This is a genomic window from Parapedobacter defluvii (assembly GCF_014642075.1).
Lineage (GTDB): Bacteria > Bacteroidota > Bacteroidia > Sphingobacteriales > Sphingobacteriaceae > Parapedobacter > Parapedobacter defluvii.
In genome coordinates, this window is record NZ_BMIK01000002.1 from 266481 (window position 1) to 292328 (window position 25848).

Annotated in this window: 24 protein-coding genes; 10 read left to right on the forward strand and 14 right to left on the reverse strand. The window is 47.5% G+C overall.

Annotated features, from left to right (window positions below):
* From IEX60_RS04950 to IEX60_RS04970, 5 genes are read left to right on the forward strand one after another with little or no spacing between them, the layout of a single operon-like run.
* Positions 1–672 (forward strand): ABC transporter ATP-binding protein, encoded by a 672-nt coding sequence (locus IEX60_RS04950; protein WP_188748061.1) that lies wholly within the window; start codon positions 1–3, stop codon positions 670–672.
* On the forward strand, positions 635–1150 hold the full coding sequence (locus IEX60_RS04955) for a hypothetical protein (RefSeq protein ID WP_188748063.1): 516 nt from the start codon (positions 635–637) through the stop codon (positions 1148–1150). Before IEX60_RS04950 ends, IEX60_RS04955 begins: the two co-directional genes overlap by 38 nt.
* Before the next feature lie 44 nt (positions 1151–1194).
* Entirely contained in the window at positions 1195–1812 is a 618-nt protein-coding gene (locus IEX60_RS04960; protein ID WP_188748066.1) for an HAD family hydrolase, read from the forward strand.
* 5 nt (positions 1813–1817) lie between these two features.
* The gene (locus IEX60_RS04965; RefSeq protein ID WP_229717423.1) at positions 1818–3245 is read left to right on the forward strand and encodes a S41 family peptidase; all 1428 of its coding nucleotides are present in this window, start codon (positions 1818–1820) and stop codon (positions 3243–3245) included.
* 39 nt (positions 3246–3284) lie between these two features.
* Entirely contained in the window at positions 3285–4295 is a 1011-nt protein-coding gene (locus IEX60_RS04970) for a LacI family DNA-binding transcriptional regulator (RefSeq protein WP_188748070.1), read from the forward strand.
* A gap of 91 nt (positions 4296–4386) precedes the next feature.
* Here the strand turns inward: IEX60_RS04970 and lpdA (IEX60_RS04975) are convergent, their stop codons facing one another.
* Complete coding sequence (lpdA, locus tag IEX60_RS04975) at positions 4387–5775, reverse strand: dihydrolipoyl dehydrogenase (RefSeq protein ID WP_188748072.1); 1389 nt, start codon at positions 5773–5775, stop codon at positions 4387–4389.
* Between the two features lie 56 nt (positions 5776–5831).
* Between lpdA (IEX60_RS04975) and IEX60_RS04980 the strand changes: the two genes are divergently transcribed.
* On the forward strand, positions 5832–6278 hold the full coding sequence (locus IEX60_RS04980) for a DUF3817 domain-containing protein (RefSeq protein WP_229717424.1): 447 nt from the start codon (positions 5832–5834) through the stop codon (positions 6276–6278).
* Here the strand turns inward: IEX60_RS04980 and IEX60_RS04985 are convergent.
* From IEX60_RS04985 to IEX60_RS05020, 8 genes are all read right to left on the reverse strand, one after another.
* The gene (locus IEX60_RS04985) at positions 6275–6664 is read right to left on the reverse strand and encodes an acyl-CoA thioesterase (protein WP_188748076.1); all 390 of its coding nucleotides are present in this window, start codon (positions 6662–6664) and stop codon (positions 6275–6277) included. The two genes, IEX60_RS04980 and IEX60_RS04985, sit on opposite strands and share 4 nt — an antisense overlap.
* Before the next feature lie 5 nt (positions 6665–6669).
* Positions 6670–8076 carry a dihydrolipoyl dehydrogenase gene (gene lpdA / locus IEX60_RS04990; protein WP_188748078.1) on the reverse strand — a complete coding sequence of 469 codons (1407 nt, stop codon included), beginning with the start codon at positions 8074–8076 and terminating at the stop codon, positions 6670–6672.
* Positions 8077–8165: 89 nt separating this feature from the next.
* A complete protein-coding gene (locus tag IEX60_RS04995; RefSeq protein WP_188748080.1) occupies positions 8166–8705 on the reverse strand; it encodes a plastocyanin/azurin family copper-binding protein in 540 nt (179 codons plus the stop codon).
* Positions 8706–8792: 87 nt separating this feature from the next.
* Positions 8793–10406: a hybrid sensor histidine kinase/response regulator gene (locus tag IEX60_RS05000; protein WP_188748082.1), complete on the reverse strand. Its 1614-nt coding sequence runs from the start codon at positions 10404–10406 to the stop codon at positions 8793–8795.
* A gap of 25 nt (positions 10407–10431) precedes the next feature.
* Positions 10432–11037, reverse strand: coding sequence for a chemotaxis protein CheB (locus IEX60_RS05005; protein ID WP_308420733.1), 606 nt, complete (start codon positions 11035–11037; stop codon positions 10432–10434).
* Positions 11030–11842: a CheR family methyltransferase gene (locus tag IEX60_RS05010; protein ID WP_188748086.1), complete on the reverse strand. Its 813-nt coding sequence runs from the start codon at positions 11840–11842 to the stop codon at positions 11030–11032. Before IEX60_RS05010 ends, IEX60_RS05005 begins: the two co-directional genes overlap by 8 nt.
* 15 nt (positions 11843–11857) lie before the next feature.
* A complete protein-coding gene (locus tag IEX60_RS05015) occupies positions 11858–14899 on the reverse strand; it encodes a hybrid sensor histidine kinase/response regulator (RefSeq protein WP_188748088.1) in 3042 nt (1013 codons plus the stop codon).
* Between the two features lie 45 nt (positions 14900–14944).
* Positions 14945–16108: a hypothetical protein gene (locus IEX60_RS05020; protein WP_188748090.1), complete on the reverse strand. Its 1164-nt coding sequence runs from the start codon at positions 16106–16108 to the stop codon at positions 14945–14947.
* Between the two features lie 145 nt (positions 16109–16253).
* Between IEX60_RS05020 and floA the strand changes: the two genes are divergently transcribed.
* The 3 genes from floA (at position 16254) to IEX60_RS05035 (ending at position 18780) form a co-directional block, all read left to right on the forward strand.
* Entirely contained in the window at positions 16254–17243 is a 990-nt protein-coding gene (gene floA / locus IEX60_RS05025; RefSeq protein ID WP_188748091.1) for a flotillin-like protein FloA, read from the forward strand.
* A gap of 417 nt (positions 17244–17660) precedes the next feature.
* Positions 17661–18179 carry a KdsC family phosphatase gene (locus IEX60_RS05030; protein WP_188748093.1) on the forward strand — a complete coding sequence of 173 codons (519 nt, stop codon included), beginning with the start codon at positions 17661–17663 and terminating at the stop codon, positions 18177–18179.
* Between the two features lie 31 nt (positions 18180–18210).
* Positions 18211–18780: a Maf family nucleotide pyrophosphatase gene (locus IEX60_RS05035; RefSeq protein ID WP_188748096.1), complete on the forward strand. Its 570-nt coding sequence runs from the start codon at positions 18211–18213 to the stop codon at positions 18778–18780.
* Between the two features lie 186 nt (positions 18781–18966).
* Here IEX60_RS05035 and IEX60_RS05040 read toward each other — a convergent pair whose 3' ends face one another.
* The 4 genes from IEX60_RS05040 to IEX60_RS05055 all read right to left on the reverse strand — a co-directional run bounded on the left by IEX60_RS05040 (position 18967) and on the right by IEX60_RS05055 (position 24427).
* On the reverse strand, positions 18967–21528 hold the full coding sequence (locus tag IEX60_RS05040; RefSeq protein ID WP_188748097.1) for a TonB-dependent receptor plug domain-containing protein: 2562 nt from the start codon (positions 21526–21528) through the stop codon (positions 18967–18969).
* 118 nt (positions 21529–21646) lie between these two features.
* Positions 21647–22114, reverse strand: coding sequence for an HYC_CC_PP family protein (locus IEX60_RS05045; RefSeq protein ID WP_188748100.1), 468 nt, complete (start codon positions 22112–22114; stop codon positions 21647–21649).
* Positions 22115–22187: 73 nt separating this feature from the next.
* Positions 22188–23762 carry a flotillin family protein gene (locus tag IEX60_RS05050; protein ID WP_188748102.1) on the reverse strand — a complete coding sequence of 525 codons (1575 nt, stop codon included), beginning with the start codon at positions 23760–23762 and terminating at the stop codon, positions 22188–22190.
* A gap of 65 nt (positions 23763–23827) precedes the next feature.
* Positions 23828–24427 (reverse strand): hypothetical protein, encoded by a 600-nt coding sequence (locus IEX60_RS05055; RefSeq protein WP_188748104.1) that lies wholly within the window; start codon positions 24425–24427, stop codon positions 23828–23830.
* Positions 24428–24614: 187 nt separating this feature from the next.
* On the opposite strand from IEX60_RS05055, the gene IEX60_RS05060 reads away from it, so the two are divergent.
* Positions 24615–25061, forward strand: coding sequence for a PepSY-like domain-containing protein (locus IEX60_RS05060; protein WP_188748106.1), 447 nt, complete (start codon positions 24615–24617; stop codon positions 25059–25061).
* Here IEX60_RS05060 and trpA read toward each other — a convergent pair.
* Positions 25058–25846 carry a tryptophan synthase subunit alpha gene (gene trpA / locus IEX60_RS05065; RefSeq protein ID WP_188748108.1) on the reverse strand — a complete coding sequence of 263 codons (789 nt, stop codon included), beginning with the start codon at positions 25844–25846 and terminating at the stop codon, positions 25058–25060. The two genes, IEX60_RS05060 and trpA, sit on opposite strands and share 4 nt — an antisense overlap.
* Between the last annotated feature and the right edge of the window lie 2 nt (positions 25847–25848).

A 25848-nucleotide genomic window follows, 5' to 3' on the forward strand; every position in this document is an offset into this window, starting at 1 on the left:
ATGCTACAAGCTACTGGCATTTATAAATCATACGGCACGTTACCGATTCTGAAAGGAGTAGACCTCCACGTTGCCAAAGGAGAGATCGTGAGCCTGATCGGCGCATCCGGCGCCGGCAAAAGTACCCTTTTACACATTATAGGTACATTGGATCGCCCCGACCGGGGCAAGGTAGTCATAAACGGAACGGACGTCGGATCGCTCCAAGCCAAGCAACTGAGCATGTTCCGCAACGAACACATTGGTTTCGTCTTTCAGTTTCATCACCTACTCCCGGAGTTTACGGCGCTGGAAAACGTCTGCATCCCCGCTTTTATTAAAAAGGAGAGCCGGAAGAAGGCGGAGCACCGGGCGACGGAATTGCTGGACTTGTTGGGGGTACGGCAGCGTGCCGATCACAAACCCGGAGAATTGTCAGGCGGTGAGCAACAGCGGGTAGCGGTGGCACGTGCCTTGGTAAACAATCCATCCATTATTCTTGCCGACGAACCTTCGGGAAACCTCGACTCTGAAAATGCAGCAGCATTACATAAGCTGTTTATGGACCTACGGGCGCAATTGAATCAGACCTTCGTCGTCGTGACACATAACGAGGAGTTGGCAACGATTGCCGACCGTATTGTCCATATTAAAGATGGACGGATTGAATCGGTTGACCGCCATGCAGGATAAGGTATTGATTACACAGGGTATGCAGCCGTTTGCCCAACGCGTAGCAAAGAGACTGCCCGCAGCATATGTCCCTTTATTCGGCTCAGCAGCCGATGTGCCGCAGGTGCTTATAGATGGGGGGAATTTCCTGAGAATTCCGCATCCCAATGCACCTGCTTTCGTACACGAAGTACTTAAAAGATGCCTCGATAGGGAAATTTCGGTGGTGATTCCCTTGGGGATACAGGAACTCCACCCGATGGCTGAGGCCCGACCCCTTTTTTCGGAATACGGCATTGATGTATGGGTGCCCGCTGTGAATACGTTAACTCAGCTTCCCGTCATCGAAAATCCACCCAAACAAATGCCTTTGGTCATATTGTCCGCAGATACGGTGATTGTCGGCAAAAGGGTGAATCGGCAATTCGATGGGTTATCGGGTGTTTTTACGCCGTCGGACTCCGGCGATGAAATAGCGTTATGTTGCATTGCCGATTAGCGGATGAATTAAACCATTCTGTTATTTGTGATTCCAACCGGTATATGCGAACAGACGTGAATATTTATCAAAAAAGGGCACTTGTCATTGGACTGGATGATGTGCTTTTTCCAAAAAAGGATTATCTTTTACAAGTATATTATCTGTTCGCAAATTTGCTTGAATACACCGAAACCGTGCCGCCCGCCAAAGATCTGACCGAGTTTCTGAAATCGGCCTATATGCATCACGGCGAAGACAGACTTTTTGAACGGGGCGCTGAAGTATTCGGTATCGATAACAAGTACCAAGCACAGTTTGATCGGCTCCATTTTACAGCAAAACTCCCCTTAAAACTGTTGCTTTATGAATCCGTCAGGGACATTATGCGGGCAGCACACGAAAACGGGAAGCCGCTTTTTATATTGACCGGCGGAAACCCTGCCATGCAGTTGAATAAATTGAGGCATGTGGAATGGGAAGGGCTGGACCGGGTTATCAAAGTGTATTTTGAAGAAGAACTGGCTGGCCAGCAGAAGGAACCCATGACGTTTTTGCTGGCGGAAAACGGCTTGGAGAGCGAGGATGTTTTATATATCCATGCCCCCGGCGATGATAGGCTGGCAAGGATTGCGGGTGTGGATAGCGTGGATGTAGAACGGATTTTGACAGACGACAAATGAATAGAATGACGATAAAAATTTTTATGGTAATGGGGGTGTTAACCCTCGTTATGTCGGCTTGTAGCGAGGATACAGTCATGCCGAAGCTCGAACGCCCTAAACAGGCGGATACGGACGAAGACCTATTGAAAGATTCGGTTTATCTGTATACGTATGGGTTTTACCTGTGGCAGGACGATTTACCCGATTGGTTTGGGGATGTGCGGGGAAACACCGGCCGCTTCAATTCTGCGGATGCGGTCTTGGAATCGTTGAAGACATATGCTCAAGACGAGAAAGGAAATCCGCTCGACCGTTTCAGCTTTTTGGACCGTTGGGGAACCGTTAATGCGGAAATACAGCAGGGACTAGCCGGTAGCTTCGGGTTTGACGTTCGTTACCATAACGACACAGATCTGTATATCAAAAAAGTAGATCCAGGTTCACCTGCAGATCAAGCTGGCGTAAAAAGGGGGTGGCAGGTGCTACGCATAAATGGCAGAAGCGATTTATCGCTCGCATCTATAGAAGCTGATAATTTTGATTTTCTTTTCAATGCGCTGGATGGCAACAGTGTGGATCTGTTACTCCGAAAGCCGGATGGGAGTGAGGTGTCACTCCAACTGAATCGTAGCAATTATCAATTGCAGCCTATATTGGCAAGTCAGGTGTATACCGTTGGGGAAAAGAAAGTGGGATACTTTGCGTTTGATGCCTTTGTTTCAACGCTCAACGATTGGGGAAACGCGACGTATGTTAAACAGCAACTGGATCAACTGATGACACGGTTTGAGGGGGCAGGGGTCGAGGAAATGATCGTAGATCTCCGATACAATGGGGGAGGAGCCGTCGTGACCGCTGAGTATCTTTCAAATTTGCTAGCACCTTCATCGGTAGGCAGCGGGTTAATGTATACGAATAAGGTGAATCCTCGATTGGACGACTTTTTACTGGCTCATCGGGTCCGCATTGATTTCTCTCCTGTGCATTTCCATAAGACGAATGCCCTCAACCTTCGCCGCATTTATTTTTTGGTAACGGAAGGGACTGCATCAGCTAGCGAGCTATTGATTAACAATTTAACGCCGCACGTGGACGTAAAGTTGATTGGTGAGCACAGAACGTATGGAAAGCCGGTTGGATTTTTCAACTGGAATATCTTAGGGGTAGACCTCTATGCGGTATCGTTCCAGACATTTAATTCAGTGGGATACGGCAACTATTTTTCAGGCATGGAAGTCGATAAATTGATTTACGATGATCTCACAAAAGATTTTGGCGATGTTGAAGAGGATATGATCGCTGAGGCATTATATTATGTGCGTAACGGTAGTTTTTCTGACCAGCAGGTTAGCCCTCAGGCAAAGACAGCCGTAAACGGAACCAAAACTCGTACTCCTTCTTTGAATGGTGTCCTGGATAATCGGCGAAATAAGGGTATGTATCTTTTTTAACTATGCGACTTTGGGTGATAATTAGTATCTTGCACTTCAATGAAAGAAGGGAAGCCAGCAACAATCAAGGAAATTGCCAAACGGTTGAAGATTTCACCTTCTACCGTTTCCCGGGCACTGAATGACCACCCAAGTATTGGGCTGGTAACTACGATGCGTGTGAAGAAGGTCGCGGCTGAATTAAATTACGAACCCAACCAAACAGCAATTTTTTTTAAGCAGCGTAAGACGTTTACGGTAGGGGTAGTGCTCCCAAGTCTGTCGGAGCCTTTTTTTTCAGCGGCGATCAGTGAAATTGAAAATGTGGCCAGTGAAAAGAATTATACAGTCATCATGGGGCAATCCCTGGACGATGCCGACCGTGAAATGCGCATACTCCAGACACTGAAAACGCATCGGGTCGACGGCGTACTGATGTCAATCGGCAAGAATACGCAAAATTATCCCTTTATAGAACTGATGGAAAGCGCAGGTATACCCATCGTTTTTTTTGATTGTGTACCGGATATTGAGAACATACATAAGGTATATTGTGATCTGGAGACCGGTATGCTGGAAGCCATTGATCGGTTTGTTTCCTGTGGGCACCATGCGATCTCGCTGATTAATGGTCCCGCACGTCTGCTGGCTAGCATGGAGCGCGAAAAGGCATACAGAAAAGGTCTATCCAAACACAGTATACCGTTTAAAGAAGAATACATGGTCAATACAGACCTGACGCCTGAGGGTAATGAGGCCGCCATTTTGCAGCTTTTGGCTTTGTCGGATAGGCCGTCTGCGGTGGTTTCCTTCAATGATTATGTGGCAATGGATGTAATGAAAGCCGTACGGAAACGGGGAGTCGCCCTCAATCAGGATATCCACTTTATCAGCTATGCAAATTATCCGCTTTGGAAATATATAGAAAACCCACCCATGGCGTCTATCGAACAATTTCCCGGAGACCAGGGGAGAAAGGCGGCTGAGTTGCTCTTTCAGCTAATAGAAACGACAGAAGGGCGGGAACCCACAAAAATCACCTTCCATTCACGGTTGGTTAATCCGGGATAAATTAATTCTTGGATTGGATTCAGGAGCTAGCTGCGGTTTAAAAGGAGGGAGGGCAATGACTGAAAAGGCATTGCCCTCCCTTACTAACTGTTTATAGGTGTATCACCTCTCCGTATGCATCGGCTGCTGCTTCCATGATGGCTTCGCTCATGGTAGGATGTGGATGTACAGATTTGATGATTTCGTGTCCGGTGGTTTCCAGTTTGCGTGCCACCACTACTTCCGCAATCATCTCGGTAACGTTGAAACCGATCATGTGGGCACCTAGAAATTCCCCGTATTTGGCATCGAAGATGACTTTAACGAAACCATCCTTAGCACCTGCAGCACTCGCCTTGCCGGATGCGGAGAAGGGAAACTTACCTACTTTGATTTCATATCCGGCCTCTTTCGCCGCTTTTTCGGTGTATCCTACTGAAGCAATTTCCGGCGAACAGTACGTACATCCCGGAATGTTATTGTAATCGATGGGATGAACATCCAGGCCTTTGATTTTTTCGACACAGGTAATGCCTTCGGCAGACGCTACGTGTGCCAGGGCTTGGCCTTTCACGATATCACCGATGGCGTAAACACCTTCCACATTCGTCTTATAGAAATCATCTACCACTACACGGCCCTTCTCTGTTTTGACACCCACTTCTTCCAACCCGAGGTTTTCAATGTTGGGAGTAATGCCAACTGCTGAGAGTACCGTTTCAGCTTCGATCGTTTCGGTACCTTTTGACGTTTTGATCTGTATTTTGCTCAGTTTGCCCGAGGTATCTACAGACTGTACCTCGGCACCGGTAAGGATCTGAATACCCGCCTTTTTAAGGCTGCGTTCCAGTTGTTTGGATACCTCCTCATCTTCCACCGGCACAATGCGGTCAAGATATTCCACTACGGTCACTTTCGTCCCAATGGCATTATAAAAATAGGCAAATTCAACACCGATGGCTCCGGATCCCACAACCACCAATGACTCGGGTTGCTTTTCTAGGTTCATTGCCTGGCGGTAGCCAATCACTCGCTTACCATCTTGTTTCAGGTTGGGTAATTCACGCGAGCGTGCGCCTGTAGCTAAAATGGTATGTTTTGCCTGATACGTTTTGGTATTGCCTTCTGCATCTTTTACTTCAATGTTTCCGCCCTTTTTAATGCGGGCAGTACCCATGATGACATCGATCTTGTTCTTCTTCATCAGAAACTGGATGCCCTTGCTCATACCGTCGGCTACCCCACGGCTACGTTTGATAATAGCACCGAAATCGGGCTCACCGCCGGTTACCTTAATGCCATAGTCTTCGGCGTGGTTAAGGTATTCAAATACTTGTGCGCTTTTAAGCAAAGCCTTTGTGGGAATACAGCCCCAGTTGAGGCAGATGCCGCCCAAGGACTCCCGCTCTATAATGGCGGTCTTAAAACCAAGCTGGGATGCCCTGATGGCCGCAACATAACCACCCGGTCCGCTCCCGATTACAATGATGTCGTAGTTCATATATATTCTGTTTCCTGAGATTGATTCCTGTTTTTTGCTGTCAGATCAAAAATACGGTGGCTACAAACTTACGCTTTTTTTTGGAAAGCCGGGAAACCCAAAAGTATCGGTTAACGGTCACATTTTGGTCAAAGCCTGTTAACTATGGTGCCGGATGGTACATAATTGCCTATTTTGCGCCCAATTTAATCATCATGAGCGCGAATAACAAAATTTTGGATTGGTTTCGTAACGTTGCCTTGGTAGAGGGGATCTCCATGGTTGTCTTGGTTACATTTTCTGTATTGAAGCGTACCACTGATTTTGAGTGGGCTGCTTTGGGTGTTAAATATGTGGGGTGGGCCCACGGCATCCTGTTTATCGCCTACGTTTATTTGCTGTGGATGTGCACAGACAAATACAAATGGAAATTTAGCCGTGTGGCGATATTTTTCCTTGCTTCGCTGATTCCTTTTGCCCCATTTTTCGTCGAAAGGAAGTTGAGGCACGAAGAACGATCTTAAGGACGGTCACCCGAATAGGCGTATGTAATTTCCGTCTTTCCGTGTGGTGATGGATTCCCCTCCGGGTCGAGATTGACAAATACCAATCTATCTATTGTTAAGATACGCTGGCGTGTTATTTTGTTGCGCACCTGGCAGGTAAGTGTAATAGATGTCCGGCCGAAGTGCGTAGCGGTAATACCCAGTTCGATAATGTCACCCTGTTTAGCCGAACTTACGAAGTTGATTTCAGAAATAAATTTAGTGACCACATGGGGATTACCTAGTTGTACAATGGCATAAATTACGGCTTCTTCGTCGATCCATCGGAGCAATGTGCCTCCAAACAACGTGCCGTTTGGGTTGAGGTCCTCGGGTTTTACCCACTTGCGTGTATGGAAATTCATGTCTTCTACATGTGAATCGCCCGGTTGGCCGTGGCAGCCAAAGACGCCTCCCGGAATGCTTCCGTAAAGGTAGGGTGTGCATGGCAAATCCGGCCGATGTCTTCGGCCGATGCCCGGTATTCCATGGCGACGGTCGCCTCGGAAATCATGTCTGCTGCCCTCGGCCCAATCATGTGTACGCCCAGCACCTCGTCTGTTTCGGTGTCCGCCAATACTTTAATAAACCCGTCTGTATCGCCGCTGGCCTTTGCACGTCCGCTGGCCTTAAAGGGGAAAGAGCCGGTCTTGTAGCTGCGGCCTTCCGCTTTCAGTTGTTCTTCGGTTTTCCCGACACTGGCTACTTCGGGCCATGTGTATACGACACCCGGGATCAGGTTGTAGTCGATGTGGGGTCTTTGCCCCGCAATGCGTTCGGCAACGAAGACACCTTCATCCTCTGCCTTATGGGCAAGCATGGCTCCTTTGATTACATCACCGATGGCATATACCCCCGGTACCGGTGTTTCCAGATTTTCATTTACCGGTACTTTCTTACCCCGTTCTTCCAACTTGATGCCGATCTTGTCCAAATCGAGTCCCTCCGTATAGGCTGTGCGGCCCACAGCGACGATGCAGTAATCGCCTTCCCATTTTGCAGGCTGCCCTTTTGGATCCTCGGCGGTGATCGTCACTTTTTTCCCTTTGACCGTTCCTCCTGTTACTTTGTGGCCCAGGTAAAATTCCATGCCTAGTGTTTTTTTTAATACCCGTTGCAGTTCCTTGCCCAATCCGCCATCCATGGTTGGAAGGATGGTTTTTTCGTATTCGATAACGGATACTTTTGAACCCAGCCGGGCGTAGACTGAGCCTAGTTCCAGACCAATTACCCCGCCACCGATAACGATGAGGTGGTTGGGTACCTCTGCAAGTGCCAATGCCTCGGTAGAAGTGATGATCCGCTTCTTGTCAACGGGGAGAAAAGGCAGCGCTGTCGGTTTGGATCCGGTCGCGATAATCACATGTTTGCCACTGACCTGCTCGGTCTTGCCGTCATTTTTTGTCACCTTGATGGTGTTCTTATCCACAAAAGATCCCACTCCGGTAAAGCTGTCAATCTTATTTTTCTTGAAAAGAAATTCGATGCCGGTTACATTTTGCTTGATAACATCATCCTTCCGGGCAATCATCTGCTTCATGTCAACTTTGAGATTGCTCAGATTGATACCATGGCTCCCGAAATGATGGGCAGCGTTGTGGTAATGTTCCGAAGAGTCCAGAAGGGCTTTGGAAGGAATACACCCTACGTTTAGGCAGGTACCCCCAAATGTGCTGTATTTTTCAATGACGGCTGTTTTCAGGCCCAATTGCGCACAGCGGATAGCGGCCACATATCCGCCGGGTCCGCTACCGATTACAATGACGTCGTATTGCATGTGATGATGTTAGTCTACTCAGATGGTCAAAGATACAAAAAAAGACAGCCGTACGGCTGTCTTTTTATAAAAATGAAAGGCTATTTGTCTTATTCGGCTACAATTTTTCCTTGCATCACACCGTAGTGACCCGGAAAGCTGCAAACGAAAGGATAAACACCTTTTTCGTCCAGCGTAAATTCGATAACATCCGTTTCACCTGGTCCCAATAATTTGGTGTGAGCCACGATGGATGATCCAAAGGTAACCGGAATGTATTCGGTGTCAACCGCTTTAATGGCTTCACCACCAAAAGCAGGAAGATCGGTTCCAGGCGCAAGGACAACCACGTTATGTCCCATGGATTCTTTAGGCATCTCTCCTACGTTATGCAACGTCAGTTTTACCGATTGACCGGCTTTTACCCGGAAGAGTTTTCTATCAAACGTCATTAGATCGTTCGCATTTAAGGTCAGGTCATTGCTTACAGCCACTGTATCTAACCCCGGAATATCTGCAGCAGGTGCTTGTTCTGTGGGGGCTGCTGACTCAGTTGATTCAGTGGAAGATTGCTCTTTCGTTTGGTTGCCACCGCAGGCGGCGAAAAAAACGGCTCCCGCTACTACGGGCATCAAAAATAATCGCTTCATTTCAAATTGCTGTTTGTTTGCGCCCCAAAGGTAGTCGAATTTAAAAATGTACAAAAGTGCAATTATCACCTGATTGTAATTTTAATGTCACTTTGTGTTTTTTGTCGTCGTATGTGTCAGGGTCTTGATGATTTGGTACAAGGATACCGGATCGAATGGTTTTCCCACTACGGCGTCGGCCCCCGCGGCGTATGCAGCCTGCTGCTCACGTTGCAGTACCGAAGCGGAAATAGAAATAATGGGTATCTTACGGATGTGCTCCTGTGGATCGTTCCGGATGGTACGGATTGCATCAAATCCACTCATGATGGGCATATGTGCATCCATAAGAATTAAGTTGTATGGAGTAGTTTCTACTTTTTCCAGGGCTTCCTTTCCATTTTTTACCGTATCGACAGTGATGCCCCAGGTATTGAGCATATGGGTAACCATAAAGCTGTTCAACTCATTGTCTTCCGCAAGGAGTATACGGATGTCAGTCAGCGGCGGTAAATCCGTATATTGTCTTTTTTCGGATTTGGGGGTTGCTTCGGAAGATTCTTCGTCAAACCAGCATTGAAAAACGAATTCGCTCCCTTTACCCAGTTCACTATACGCATGGATCTGGCCTTGATGCAGGTTGACCAGGCGCTTTACAATGGCGAGCCCTAGTCCGGTGCCGCCAAAGCGTTTGGTAATGCCTTCCTCTCCCTGTTCGAACGACTGGAAAATCTTATCCAGCGCACTGTCGGTGATGCCAATACCGGTATCTTTTACGGAAAACTGGATGTGTGCGCGATGTTTTGATCGCTTGAGGAGTTTGGCTTCGAGCGTGACGCTTCCTTTTTCAGTAAATTTGATGCCATTGGAAATCAGGTTACTCAATATTTGCGTCAGGCGCAATGAGTCTGCAAGGATATGCTTGGGCAGGTTTTCGTCGCTGACTACTTGAAACGCAATTCCTTTTTGTTCGGCTTTATAGGCGAATAAATTCGTGAGTTCTTTCAAGATGTTGGTAAGCGATGTTTTGGCATAATCCAGCCGCATTTTGCCCGAGTCAATTTTGGAAAGGTCGAGGATGTCATTAATGATTAGCAGTAGCTGCTGTGAAGCATTTTCCAGGTAATCCAACCATTCCGACTGTTCTTCATTGAGGGGGGAGTTTCGCAACATCGTCGTGATTCCCGTAATACCGTTAATAGGAGTACGTATCTCATGGCTCATGTTGGCGAGGAAATTTTCTTTCGATTTCCGGGCAAGATCCGCTTCTTTTTTTGCCTTGACCAGCTCTATATGGGATCGTTCCAGCTCTTCATTTTTCCGTTTTAGCTCCCGTTGGATATACACTTGTTGCATAAACGACTTGACCTTCGCAATCGTGATGTCCGGATTGAGGGGCTTATAGAGGTAATCCACGGCGCCGCTGTGCAGTCCTTTAAGGAGAAATTTGTCTTCCTTGGAAATTGCAGTCACCATGATTACCATGATTTGCCAGGTTTTCGGATTGCTCTGCAATAACGAGACAAATTCAAACCCATTGATCTCGGGCATTTGTACATCCACCAATGCGATGGCCACATCCTGGTTCCAGCAATAGCGCAGTGCTTCGTTCGGTGAAGTGCTCCCCCATATTTCTAAATTGTCGATATCGGCCAACAGTGCCTTTAGGCTGAGTACATTTTCCTCCTTATCATCAACAATAACTAATTTTAATTTCTCCATGCTGATTTCTGTCAACTGATTTCTGTCAAATATAAGTATCCAGCTGTCGGCTGAATGTAATGAGTTCTTCGTTTGTAAGAATAAGATCGGCCGCCCCGAGTCCGATCGCTGCTTCGGGCATGGTTTTGACCGCTGCCTCCCGTGGATCCTGTACGATGCAGAGTCCTCCCGCGCGTTGCACCGCACACATACCTTGTGCACCGTCTTGGTTGGCTCCGGATAATAATGCCGCTGCGATGGCCGGTCCATACACATCGGCAGCACTTTGTAGGGTTACGTCAATGGAAGGCCTGCAGAAATTTACCGGTTCCGAGATATCCAGTGAAAAAGTATGGTCCGGCTCAATCAACAAATGATATCCTGCCGGCGCAAAATAAGCCGTAGCTCGCCGGATAGGTTCTTTTTCTTCCGCCACCTTGACGGTAATATGAGATTTGGTCATGATGCTCTCCTCGATGTTAGTTTCATATCGGGCATTTCGATGAACGATGACCACGATTGCAATTGGCAGGCCTCCCGGGAATACTTTGAGCATGTTGAACAACACATTAAATCCACCGGCAGAGCATGCCAATAGCAGTACTTCAATTTTTTGAAGTTTGCTAACAGCATATGGAGTTAAATTAGGCAATCTTTTGATAAATATTTTGTTTTTTGTTAATAAGTCTAAAACGCTCTCTCAGGTGCTCCGATCGGAGGGTCTCTTTTGATCCCAGACCAAGAAAACCAAAGAGGGCTAAACTTTCATACAAAAGGTTAAACACACGCTCCTGCAATGCTGTATCGAAATAAATCAGGACATTACGGCAGGTGATCAACTGAAATTCATTGAATACGCCATCCGAAACGAGATTATGAATCGAAAACAGGATGTTTTTTCGCAAATCGTGGTGGATGGCAGCCGCGCCGTATCCCGCAGTGTAATAGTCGGAAAAAGAATCGTCACATCCCGTCTGTAAGTAATTATCGGAGTACACTTTCATCTTTCCTAGATCAAAAATACCCTGTTTGGCCGTTTCAAGAACCTTTGAATTGATGTCTGTGCCGTAAATAAAAGAACGGTCATAGAGATTTTGTTTTTTAAGTAGTATGGCTAATGAATAAACCTCTTCACCGGTGGAACAACCTGCACTCCATATCTTTATGTGCGGAAAAGTGGCCAAATAGGGAAAAACTTCCTCACGCAATGCAACGTAAAAAAGCGGATCACGGAACATTTCGGTGACGTTGACCGTGATCTCACCAAGGAAGCGGTAGAAAAAGCCAGAAGTATTAATCAGGTTGTGTTTCAATCCACGGAAATCAAGTCTATACAAATCGAGGATACGGGAAATACGCCTTTTAAGCGAAGCACGCGAATATCCATTCAGATCAAAACCATGGACATGGTTGACCAATTCAATCAATTCTTCCAGGTTTTCAAACGACAAACTCATTTTAGTTGCCACTTATTAGCTGATCCACACCCGTATGAGCGAAAGTAATTTATTCACATCTACGGGTTTGGTGATATAGTCATTGGCGCCCGCCTCAAGTGCCAACCGCCGGTCGTCCGGCATCGCCTTTGCCGTAAGCGCAATGATGGGCAGTTTTGCAAACTTTTTATGGGTGCGGATTTTAGCGATGGCTTCGTAACCATCCATCCCAGGCATCATAATATCCATCAATACCAAATCGATACCGGGTTTCTGCTGAAGAATGGACAGGGCCTCTGTTCCGTTATTTGCCGTCTCCACGATCAGGTTATAGGATTCAAAAACCGTGCTTAAGGCGAATATATTACGCATGTCGTCATCTGCCAACAAAATACGCTTGCCTTCCAACGCATTGTCAAGCGGTTGCTTTTTTGATAGAGATCCGCCAAGCCAAGGGAAAGAATGCGCGGCAGGCGTGCCATTTTTTATCCGGTTTATAAACAGATTTACTTCGTCGAGGATCCGGCTGTTCGATTTATCCGATTTCATCACCAGCGTTTTCGTGTGGTGAAGCATGCGGTCCGTCATTTCTGCATTGAGGTCCATTGCAGTGTTGATGATAACGGGTGTGTCTGCATATTGAGGAATACCTTTGATTTCATCGAGCAAATCCGCTCCGGACTTATCCGGCAGGTTGATATCGAGAATGATACAGTCGAAATGTTCGCCGGATGTAAGGAACTGAATTGCCTGACTGCCGGTAAAAGCTTGTATCACGTCCACACCACTTTCTTCCAGGCTTGTTTTGAGGCTATCGCTTTGGATTTTTTGATCTTCGACAACCAATACCGTTCTGAGTGGAGATTCGGTCATCTTGTGAAGATGTTCGAATGCATCATCCAATGATTTTTTGTCAACTGGTTTTTTAAGAAAGCCCACGGCAGCTTCTTTGATTTTTCGCCTGTTTGGCCGGTCTGCCGACATCAGGTGTACGGGGATATTTTCGGTGCCGGGGTTGAGTTTCAGTTTTTTCAGTACGGTCCAGCCATCCATTGCGGGTAGTACAAGGTCCAAAATGATTGCATCGGGTAGGTGTTCCACAGCCATCTGCAGTCCTGTGTCGCCCTGGTGGGCGACCAGCGTCTCGAATCCATGCTCATGGGCGCAATTTTCCAGTATTTCCGCAAAATTCTGATCGTCTTCGATAATCAGTAGCCTTTTGGGATTTCCGGTGTTAGCCGATTGCGGAGGTACCTGCGGCCCAGTTGGCATCTCTTGTTCCGGTACTGTTACCGTGGGTGAGCCGGTGTAGTCGGTAACGACTGCGCTCGCTGCTTCCGCCTTAAACTGCATGGGAAGTATCAGGGTAAAGGTGCTGCCTGCCCCCTCCCGGCTTTCAAGCTGGATTTCTCCGCCCAGCATGGTGGCCAGTTCGCGGCAAATCGAGAGCCCCAAACCGGTACCTCCGAATTTACGGTTTGTTGAACCATCTGCTTGTTTAAAGGCTTCGAATATCAATTGCTGTTTGCTTTCGGGGATGCCGATACCGGTATCTTTTACGGATAACACCAGTGTATCATTCGCACCCCGTGTAAACATAAGCTCTACCTTTCCGTTTTCTTTCGTGAATTTGAACGCATTGGAAAGTAAATTTTTTAGAATCTGCCGCAGGCGCTGTTCGTCTGTTGCGATGATAGGGGGTAGGGTGCTGTCAACAACGACCTTAAAATCAATTGATTTTCCGTTTGCGACACCATTGAAGAGGTCCAACAAATCCTGGGCGATGGACGACAGCATTGTGTCTTCGATCACCAGCTCCATGCTCCCGGATTCGATTTTTGATAAATCAAGAATGTTGTTGATCAAATGTAGCAGGTCTTTCCCGGCATTGTGGATCACTGACGCATATTTCAGTTGATCCGGCAAGAGGTTACCGGGTTTATTATCTTCCAACAGTTTGGCGAGTATGAGAATGCTGTTCAATGGGGTTCGCAACTCATGGCTCATGTTCGCTAAAAACTCCGATTTGTATTTGCCCGACTGTTCTAGTTCGTTCGCTTTCATCGCGATGGACTGACGGGCTTGTTCGATGGAGAAATTGCGCTCTTCCAGTAACCTCGCCTTTTCCTGAAGTTCAAGATTGGTATGTCTCAACTCGTCCTGCTGTATCCTCAATTCTTCTTCAGATGCCGCTAACTGATGGGTTTTGTGGATGAGTTCGTCGTTGGTGGTCCGTAGCTCCTCTTGCTGAGCTTCGAGTTCCTCGGCCTGTTGCTGTGTTTCTTCATAAAGCAGGGTGAGGGTGGCATGGGCTATGGCTACCTCAGTTGCAGTGGCCAGGTTAACTGCGGCCTTTTCGAGAAAACGCAGTATCGTATCATCAATTTTGCGGAAAAAGCCAAGTTCCATTACACCAACGGCTTCGTTTTTGTAGACAAGTGGTTGTATGACGAGGTATTCAGGTTTGCTATTGCCCAACGAAGACGTAACCGTCAGGTAGTTTTTGGGTATTTCCGAAAGGACGATGGTTTCCCCGGAGGCGATGCATTCACCCGCGAGGCCTTGGCCGCTTTCTATGCTGGGGCGAAGGGATTGCACGTCGGCAGCATAAGATCCCATCCGTACGAATGTGTTTTCATCTGCTCTGCTTTTCAGGTAAATGACCCCAATCTTTGCGTTGAGGTACTTGCAGATTTCCTGGATGGTAATCGTCGCAATTTCCTGCTCACTGAGTCCACCACGGGTTTTTTCATCAAGATTGGCCAAACCGCTCAATATCCAGTTGTCTAGTTCCTTTTCTTCGGAAAGCTTGGCTAAATTGCTGTTGGTTTCGCGGATGAGTAATGCTGTCTTCTTTTGCCGTTCGAAAGTCTTGGTGGCATAAACGAGCAGCCAGCAGATGACTGCAGAGGTCAGGCTTGCGGTGATCAGGATGGTAATTTTGATGTTGTCAAGTATCTGGTGCGAAATGTCAATGTATCTGAATTGATACAGTATATAGAATAGGCTGATGCACAGGATACCGATAAGTAGGGAAAAGCCAATATATATATGTGCCTTGAATGATATTTTTTTCATCGTTAATTAGCCGTTCTCCCGTTTGTAAAAATAAAAAAGTCAAGCCTAAAGTATGGGATGCCGCTCAAAGGGTTTGGTACGATCAAACCAGTAACGGTAGGTATGGTGCGTTTTATAGATCGTACCACCGATATACCGGGCTACATTCATCATTTTCGGATTAAAATCGCCGATCCAATTCATCTGTAATTCTTCGTACTTCAGTTGTTTGGGGTCCTGCACGACCTTGGCAGCAGCCACCACGAGAGCTGCTTCGAGTCCCTTGCGTTGGTGCGCTGGTACCACACCGAATACGATGCCAAACATGGTTTTGCAACGTTTACGCCACCGGTTCCACAGAAAGCGTATTTTCGCGGGTAATGTAAGTCGGCCATTCGTGTACTTGACAATCAATTGATTAACGTCCGGTATATTGACCCAAAAGCCCACCGGCCGATTTTCGTGGTATGCAAACCAGATGATTTTCGGATCGATGATGGGTTTCATGCTCTGTATCAATTTGTGTGCACTTTCGGCACTCATCGGACTTACTCCTTCGTGTTTTGCCCAGGCTTCGTTGTATACGGAACGGAAATCTTCGGCAGCCTTCCCAAGCTGGCGACGGTCAATATGCCCGAAGGTGTATCCTGCATCCTGAAGGGCAACCAGCGCTTTTTCACCTACTCTGCTGGAAAGACGCGTGGCAATTTCCCGGCGGTAGGTAAACTGTTTGAAATATACCTGGAACCCATAATGCTCAAAAAGTTCCTGGTAATAAGGAGGATTATAGTTGCAGCAGTAGCACGGCGGATGGAAGCCGTCAACGAGTAGTCCCCACCAACGTTCCCGGTTGCCAAAATTAATGGGACCATCCATCCCTTCTACGCCGTGTTCCAACAGCCATGACTTGGCCGTATCAAACAGCAGATCGGCGGCCTTTTGATTGTGGATGCATTCAAAAAAACCACATCCGCCCACCCAGGATTCGGTATTGCCGGTTTTTTCTTCGTAAAACGCCGCGATACGACCGATCGGATTGTCCGAACGATCCAGCAACAGCCACCGTGCACAATTCCCCCGCTGGAAGCGGGGGTTCTTTTCGGGATCAAACACGGCTTCAACATCCGCGTTGAGCGGCCGGATATAATTAGGATCATTCCGATAGAGACGCAATGGCATGGTTACAAACAAGTGGGCTGTACGTGTATCCACTACAGGTATAATGTTCATGGTGATCAGCAGCTATCTTTGAAATGCGTTAAAAATAGCGGTTTGGGTTGGGTTATCCAAACATAAAACCGGATTGCCGCGTAAAACAAATAAAAGTTGTATCTTTAGAAGTTTTAAAACAGCATCATTAAACATATTAGACCGTATGGATCCCAATTTCACCCCTATTCTGATGATCGTCGGAGTTATCGTAGCATTCTTTGTCTTACTTTATTTGCTCCCCGTAAACCTTTGGTTCACCGCGCAGTTGTCCGGTGTCCGGGTCAATTTGTTGAATTTATTACTGATGCGCCTGCGCAAAGTTTCGCCCGCCTTGGTTACCAATGCGATGATTACGTCCACCAAGGCCGGACTGAATATTTCTTCGAATGAAATCGAAACGCATTACCTGGCAGGTGGAAACGTAAACAGTGTAATCAAGGCATTGATTTCAGCAGACAAAGCCAATATTCCGTTGGATTTCAAGCTGGCGACGGCCATTGATCTGGCGGGACGGGATGTGTTTGATGCCGTGCAGATATCGGTCAACCCACGTGTCATCAATACGCCGCCTGTAGCGGCCGTGGCTAAGGACGGTATTCAGCTGATCGCGAAAGCAAGGGTTACTGTAAGAGCCAATATCAATCAGTTGGTGGGTGGAGCAGGTGAAGAGACCATTTTGGCCCGCGTAGGAGAGGGGATTGTAACTACGATCGGTTCGGCTTCCAATCACAAAGAGGTGTTGGAAAATCCGGACCGTATTTCAAAAACTGTTTTGGCAAAAGGACTGGACAGCGGTACTGCGTTTGAGATTTTGTCTATTGACATTGCAGACATCGATATCGGAGAAAACGTAGGGGCAAAATTGCAGACGGACCAAGCGGAGGCCGACCTCAAGGTAGCCAATGCGCGGGCGGAAGAGCGCCGTGCGATGGCCGTGGCATCCGAGCAGGAAATGCGGGCCAAAGCACAGGAAGCACGTGCCAAAGTAATCGAAGCCGAGGCACAGGTGCCTTTGGCTATGGCTGAAGCATTCCGGAATGGTAATTTGGGTGTAATGGATTACTACCGGATGCAAAATATACAGGCAGATACAGATATGCGCGGATCCATTGCAAAACCGGGAAGCAGTACGGATAAAGGAGAAAAGAAGTAACTAAAACAAAACCCCGGTGATGGGCACCGGGGTTTGTTACTAACCAATTATAAACCTAAATTATGAAAAGACACTTTAAAATCCCGGTACTACCCGGGTTTGTTTTCTGATGCAAAAATAGCATCTCTTTTTTATTTTTCAATGAAACTTTTGTTAATAAATTGTCAAAAGAACATTGCTTGTAAATCCGCTTATATATTATTTTTTAAGCGTTTCTATTATAGGAGCAAAGGCCATGCCAAAATAAAATACGGACTATTGTGGCCATTTATAATGGCTGTCTTTTCAAACGTGTAGCGAGAACGGTTAAGGACGACGGGTTTAGTGGACACGATGTCACCCAGAATAACACTTTTTGCCCGGTACTCATAAAGTTCGGATTTTAATGCTAAGTTTGGCTTCAAATAGTACTTAATCATGTTATTTGATAAGTTTAAGCAGGTAAAGGCCTTTGTGTTTGATGTGGATGGCGTGTTGTCTGATGGAAATATATTGGTTACGGAACAGGGCGATCAACTTCGGTCGTTTAATATAAAAGATGGCTACGCCATGCAACTGGCCATAAAAAGGGGGTATCCCATGGCTGTGATTACCGGCGGACGATCGGCAGGGGTAAAAAAGAGAATGGAAGGATTGGGAATAGCAGATGTTTTTCTATCAGTGAGTGACAAAAGTGCAGTATTGCGTGAATGGCTGTCATTCCGTCAACTGACCTATCGGGATATTCTATACATGGGGGATGATATACCCGATCTAGGCAATATGAAGGTGGCGGGATTTGCCACCTGTCCGGCCGACGCTGTGGAGGAGATTAAGGCAATCTCGGCTTACGTGTCGTTCTGTAAGGGCGGTCAGGGAGCTGCACGCGATGTGATCGAAAAAGTAATGAAATTACAAGGCACGTGGCATGAGGATCCGGAGGTAGCCAGTATCTGAAAGAACAGTAATAGCAGACAATCGATTCGCAATGCGTATTATCCTTGCTTCTCAATCGCCCAGACGGAAAGAACTGCTTTCATTGATGGGGCTTTCGTTTACGGTGGCTATCCGTGAAGTGGAGGAATCTTTCCCCGACGAACTGGATCCGGTGACAGCGGTACGTTACATAGCCGAAAAAAAAGCCCAGGCTTTCAGGGAGGAAATTACCGATGCGTTGGTCATCACAGCGGATACCATTGTAACCATCGATGGCCGGGTACTTGGCAAGCCGAAGGATGAAGTCCATGCAAAAGAAATGCTCACCCTGTTATCCGGCAGGCGGCATGAGGTGATCACCGCAGTGGCACTCTTACATGAAGGAGCTATCGAGGTATTTCACGATCTCACCGAAGTGCATTTCCGGAGTCTATCGGCCGATGAGATTGATTATTATGTCCAGCATTACCAGCCCTTTGATAAAGCAGGTGCTTACGGTATCCAGGAGTGGATCGGCATTGTGGCCATTGAGAAGATCGTAGGATCGTACACCAATGTGGTCGGGCTGCCTACTGCGAAACTCAGCGAAGTGCTCCATTCCCGCTTTTTTAATGTTAAATGAACCGTCCATGTTTAAAATTTCATTTTTATCACACAAGGAAATGTAAATTTTAAACAAGGTAAGCTCCATCTGACCGATGGAACAAAATTATTTACAGATGAAAAAGAATAAGGATAAAAAGAATAAGGATCAAGGAAAGACGGGCGATCCTTGATCTTTAATCCTTAGTCCTTAATCCCTAATCCTTCATTTAATGCTAAACCGGATCCCTGCATAAAACATCCGTCCGGAGATGGGCCCCCAAAGCAGCGATGAGTCAAAATACGGACTAAACGGTTGGTCGGCCGCGAGTATCGGGTTTGGCTGAAAAAAGTCGGTAAGATTCTCGCCCCCAATATAGAGGTCAATCGGGCGGGTTTTGCCAACGGTTTTGCTGATCTGGGCGTTCATCGTGCTGTAGGCGCGTGAATATCCGGGGATCTGATACTCCACCGGATTCGCCTCGGTGGAGGGTAATCGTTTCTGACCCGTAATATTGAGCGTATAGTCGAAATGCCATCCGCTGCTATGTGTAGCATAGCTAAGATTAAGGAAGCCCCGGTGCCGGGCTACAAGCGGGCGTTGCAATAACGTGTTTCCGTAGGTGGTTTTTACATCGAAAAAGCGATAGGCCATCCGTGTTTCAAAATGAGCTAGCGGCATGAAACGCAGCTCGGTTTGCAGGCTATTCGAATAGGATTTGCCTTCCAGATTATAGAAGGATAATTCACGTGGGTTCTCATAGTCGACAACCACTTGATTGATAAAGTCGTTTCTGAAAAATTCAGTACTGAATGAGGCTTCGCGGTGGAACAACCGGAACGATTGGTCGAAACTGATACCGGTATTCCAGGCAATTTCAGGTTTCAGTCCATACGCATTTTGGGTATTGTCTGGGGTAACGATACGTACGGTCCGAGCACTGGCCAATGCGGCGGTGTTTTCTGCAAAAATATTTGCAGTGCGCTGGCCACGGCCACTGCTGATCCGGAAGACGGTACCGGCCACGGGTTGATAACGTACGTGTGCACGGGGTGTCGCGAACCAGCCATATAGGTTATTATAGTCGCCGCGGATACCCAATACCGCATCAAATTTATCAGAAGGGCCATAGGTATATTCAAAAAAGCCGCCCGGAACGACTTCGGTCCGGCTAAACCGCTGTGCGATGTACTGTTCCTTGTACCGGTCATATTGCATACTCAGGCCCGTGCGGTATTTATGCACCACGGTGCCAATGATGTCCTGGTAAATTAAGTTCGCATAACCGTTTTGCTGCTCGGCATCATAGGTGCGCAGACCAAAATAGGAGGTTTGATTGAATGACGTGCCAGCGAGTTGCAGGCCGATGCTGCGTTGCGTCTGCTGCGGAAATACATAGCCGATTTTGGCAAATGCCTCATACCGTTCGATGTCAAATCCCAGTCCGTAGCGATTTTCCGTAAGCTTATCCGTTGTGGGATTGAAATCGATTTGTCCGCCTGTACGGTCATCACTGAGAAATTTGACGCCAAATTGGAGCATTAAGCCTTTTCCGTCTTCGTATTTCCACCGGCTGACACCCGAGAACAGGTTTCCCACCGGAATATCCCGGAATCCATTTTTACTGAAATTCATGTTTTTATTGTACATGAAATTATCATGCAGCAGGAGCCCGCCTGTCCACCGGTCACTAAACCGATGAGACAGGTTGACGTTGATATCTGACCGCCCCATGTTATTGGTATAGGCGTTGAAAAACAACCGTTCCGATGTTTCGGGTTTCTTCAATTCTACATTGATTTGCCCTGCAATGTTCTCAAAACCATTTACTACCGACCCGATCCCCTTACCGATCTGAATGGATTCTATCCATGTTCCGGAGATGCTGTTGAGTCCAAGTGGCGTAGCCAGTCCGCGTGGACCGGGTAGGTTTTCGACCGTCAGTTGGGTATAGATACCGCTTAGGCCGAGCATTTGGATCTGTTTGCTGCCTGTCACCGCATCGCTGCTTACCACATCTACGGATGCATTAGTTTCGAAGCTTTCACTGAGGTCGCAGCAAGCTGCCTTGAATAGTTCCTGCCCGGTAAGGACTTCTAGCCGTGTCGGGCTGAGGGCCGAAATATAATTGGAACGCCGCCTCGCAGATACGGTTACCTCGGCCAATACGTTGTCTTTGGCAGTGATCACTACCACTTCATGTGGGTCGTTTATGGTAAGCGTGTCGGACTGGTGTCCCGCGTAGGAGATGATCAGCCGTTTGAAGTGTTCCTCGTGGTCAATCCTGAACACCCCAGAAGTATCTGTCTGCGCATAGATGGTCGCATCTTCCAGCCAGCGGATGTTGGCCGATTCAATGGGGGTGAGTTCGCCACGGTTGTTTTCCTGCATCACGACGCCGGTAACCTCATGATCACGATGGTCTTGTCCGGTAACCTTATGGATGTTCGACGGGTTCCGGTAATGGCAGCACTCGGGTAGTGCATTATATGCGTCGTCATCGGCACGTAACCCATCTACATCGTGGCCTGAAGCGGCGATGCTTTTTTTGATGGTATCCAAGTTGGAATTCGCGGAAGGAAGGGAAAGCTGAAGTTGTTGGTTCGCCGCATTCCATGCGGCAGCCTCTGCGCCGGCATCTTTTGCCGCTTTCTCGATCCGGGCTTTGCACATGTTGCAATTGCCCGCCACAGTAAGGATAAAATTGTGCTCGTTCTGGGCCTTAGTCATTAGCGAGATGGGGAGCAACAACAATAGCGTGGTGTACGCTTTGATCAGATAAGTCATGTTTTACGAATTTGAATGCTGATATTGATTTAAAACCAAGATATGGTGCGGCTGCACCATGGCCCCAGCGGGCGAAACAGTGAACTTGGCCCGTCGGTGAAGAATCAATGGTCAGTACTCAAATACGGTACGTGCAGTGTTGGATAAACAAGGGGACAGCAGTATTGGGAGGGGCATCATCTGCCGTTTTGATGGCATAGTCGGTATCCAACGGCAGGTTGATGACATAGGCTAATGTGAAAGCCAATAGCTCCAGCGGATAAATCTTTGCCGGCTTTGTATCTGCACCTGGAAGGTGTTCTTCTGTGGTTTTTTTTGCGTCTACCTTCACCGTTTGGCAATGCCCATGTCCTGCCTGATCGATGGCACAGCGATCGTTGCCTTCGTCGGTGCAGCAGACGGGATCCTCCGTTTTCTTTTTGTGGTGTGTAAAGCAGAGCGAGCAATCCTCAGGGGCGGATTTCCCATACTCGGGTTGCATCACCAATGTTTGGGACTCTCCGCAGCAGTAGTGCAGGTGCACGGTTGCACCCGTCGCCGAGAAGGCATAAATGAAGGTCAGCCATATGACGAATACTTTTGCCATGACGCTGCAAAGATAGGGAAAAAACCGCCAAGATTCCAAACCGCAACGTTTCTAAACTTGGCGGATTTTAATGCTATTTTATTTCTTCCGCATCTTGTATATCGCCACCCAGCCGATCGTTTTTCAGCGACTGCGTGGTGCTGGAAGGCGTACTTTTCTTGCTATCCCCCAGGTAGCTGGGCAATTCCATTCCTGCCATGTCAAAAATATCTTTGAGGGGCGGAACAGACTTGTAGAGGCCCGAAACAAAATTGGCGGTCGACGTCTTCCCGTCTTCGTTTCCACCATTTCCCCCGTCCCAAACGGTGACTTTGTCGATCTTGATGTTTTTGATCGCTTCGGTCTGCAGTTTCACCAGTTCGGGTAATTTATCTGTAATCAGTAGTAGCACAGCATCTTTCGGATCATCGCCCGCGGATTTGACAATCTCCTTGAGACCTTCCGCCTGTTTGGTCAGCATCTCGTATACCCCGCGTGCTTCGGCTTCCAGTTTGGCAAAAATTGCATCGGCTTCTCCCCGGGCTTTTTCCCGCAATTGTTCGGCCTCGGCCTGTGCTTCGATGATGGCTTTCTGCTTCTGGATTTCGGCCGCCACTACGATGGAAGCATTCTGTGCGGCGCGGTCGCGCTCAGCACGTGCCTCTTCCGCCAGTTGCTCGGCGCGGTAAGCCTCTTCCAGCGCCTTTGCCTGTTGCACTTTCTCCGCTGCAACCGCTTTTTTCAGTGCCTCGGCCTCGCGTTCGCGGCGTTCCGCGTCGGAAGCTGCGATTTGGATTTTGGAGAGGTTCTCTCCCTGTACGGCGATGGCATTCGCATCGGCTATCTTGACACGGGTATCCCGTTCGGCTTCTGCCTTACCGATATTCTCATCGCGACCGGCCCCTGCAATGCTGACTTCCCTGTCTTTGGTGGCGATGGCCACTTCCACGTCCCGGTCACGTTGCATTTCAGCTACTTTTATATCCCGTTCCTTTTCGGCTTCCGTCTTGCCAATATCGCCGAGACGCTCCTGTTCGGCCACACGGATTTTAGCTTCGTTGATCGCTTTTGCGGCCGCTTCTTTACCGAGGGCATCGATGTAACCGCTCTCATCTTTGATATCCGTTACGTTCACGTTGATCATTTTCAACCCAATCTTGTTAAGCTCGGCTTCGACGTTGGCGGCAATGTTTTGAAGGAACTTGTCGCGGTTGTTGTTGATCTCCTCGATGTCCATCATAGCTACCACCAATCGCATCTGCCCGAGGATGATGTCTTTGGCGAGCTCATGTACCTGCGGACGTTGCAGGCCCAGCAGTCGCTCGGCTGCGTTCATCATCACGGTTGGTTCGGTAGATATACCAACGGTATAACGAGACGGCACATCCACACGGATATTCTGTTTGCTGAGTGCGCTCGTCAGATTCACCTCGATGGAAATGGGCGTGAGATCCAAAAAGGAGTAGTCCTGGATAACCGGCCAGATAAAAGCTGCGCCACCATGGATACATTTGGCCGTTCGGGTACCTTCAGCAGCATTTTTGCCTACTTTCCCGTATACGACTAAAATACGGTCTGACGGACAGCGTTTATAACGTTTGAATAAGGAAACAATAAAGACAAATACAATGATAATGCCGACGGCAATTGCAACTAAGATGTACTCCATACGGTTTTTGTGTTAATTGATAGTTGACAGTTGATAATTGATAGTTGACAGTTGATAATTGATAATTAAATTTTCGTTTTACTGGTAACCAATAATATGCTCTCATTTACGATACCGATAACCGTTACCGGTTTTCCGGTGGGAATATCGTCATCGTCATCCGTAAGTGCGCGCAATTCGCGGAGTGAACCTTGTACACGTATATGTACTTTGCCATAGCCTCCCCGCAACCCCGGAATCCGCAGGTAGGTTTCCGCCTGCTTCTGCAAGGCATTTTGAATCTGTAAGGTACCGCTTGCGCGAAGCTTCGCCATCCGTGAAAATAAGAAAAACATGATCAGGACGATGATAACTCCCGATAGCGTAGACCAGAGTATTACATGCAGCATCGGCAGGTTGCCCTGAAGGCAAGCCAATCCTACCCATCCGAATACGGTGAAAAAGGTGATAAAATTTTTGATGGTGAAAAACTGGTAATCGATTCCGCCATCGCCGTCTACATAGTCGTCTGAATCCCCGAACGTACCGTCGTCATCTCCTCCGATAAATGACATTACGGTCTGCACGACGAACATGAAGGAGAATAAAAGTGCTACGGCCCAGAAAAATTTTTCCACTCCTCCGAGTGTATGCCACCAGATAGCTATGGATGATAGGATCTTCATATAGATTTATGTTAATTAGTGGTTCCCATTTACCGCTTATTTCACGGAGCGTTAAAGATAGGAATTGTTATTTTGTTTATTGGATGTCAAAAACCTCCATATGTTACACGCGTATACTGATTTCCCAAGTTTTTCCCGTTTTAGCTTGTTACTTTGCGCATATATTTACATTTTAAAATAAATAATCATGAGAAAATTACTTATAGGATTAGCATTTATTTTGTCAGCTAATTTTTCTGCAATGGCCCAACAGGCGCCACGTGGAGTCCCCGCAGTCGTATTGAATGCATTCCAGCAACAGTTTCCGAAAGCGCGGCAGGTAGAATGGGAGCGACGGAAAGATGGCAATTTTGAAGTCGAATTTAATCTTAGCTTAGTAGGGCGTGATCATCAGGCAATTATCAGTCCAGACGGGAAAGTGTTGAAACATGAAGAGGAATTGTCTTCCTCCTCGCTGCCTGATGCGGTAAAACAGCAGATCAAGACCGAATTTAACGGATACCGGATTGACGAAGTAAAGAAAATAGAAGAAGGGGGGAAAGTGTCCTATGCAGTCGATTTGGATAGCCGTCAAGGCGATCTGAAGGTGCTTTTTGATGCGGACGGAAAAATTTTAAAAGAACGGATGGACTAATGACCATCCGTTACTTCTTTCAGTTGTTGGATGAATGCCGGAACCTTTTCCAGGTAATTGGCTTCATCCAGCAGCCGGACGAAAGCACTTCCAACAATGGCTCCGTCCGTATAATCCGTGGCACGTAAGAACGTGTCCCTGTTGGAAATACCGAAACCTACGACAACCGGATTTTTCAGTTTCATCTGTTGTATACGGGAAAAGTAAGCCGCTGTATCTTCGGATACCGAAAGGTTTTTTCCGGTAGTGGCAGATGACGATAACAGGTAAATAAAACTGGTAGACAAGCCATCGATTTTCCGGATACGTTCTTCCGAGGTTTGCGGCGTAACCAAAAAGATATTGCTCAGCCCATTTGCCTCAAAAATGGCGCGATACTGTGCCTCGTATTCGTACATGGGTAGATCCGGCACAATAACCCCGTCGACTCCAACGGCCTTGCACGATTGGCAGAACCGATCGATACCATACTGCAGAACCGGATTAACGTATCCCATCAGCAGTACCGGGATGTGGACGCGGTCGCGCAGCTTGCTGAGCTGTTCAAAAAGCACATGCAGTGTCATGCCATTACGCAAGGCTACTTCGGAGCTGTGTTGGATAACGGGGCCATCGGCCACAGGGTCGGAATATGGGAAGCCGATTTCAAGAAAGTCTGCGCCCGACTTTTCCAACGTTTCCGCGATTGTCAGGGTACTATCCAATGTCGGGTAGCCAGCCGTGTAATAAATGGAAAGTATGCGCTTGTCACCGCTATCGGCGAATAATTTGTTAATCCTGTTCATTG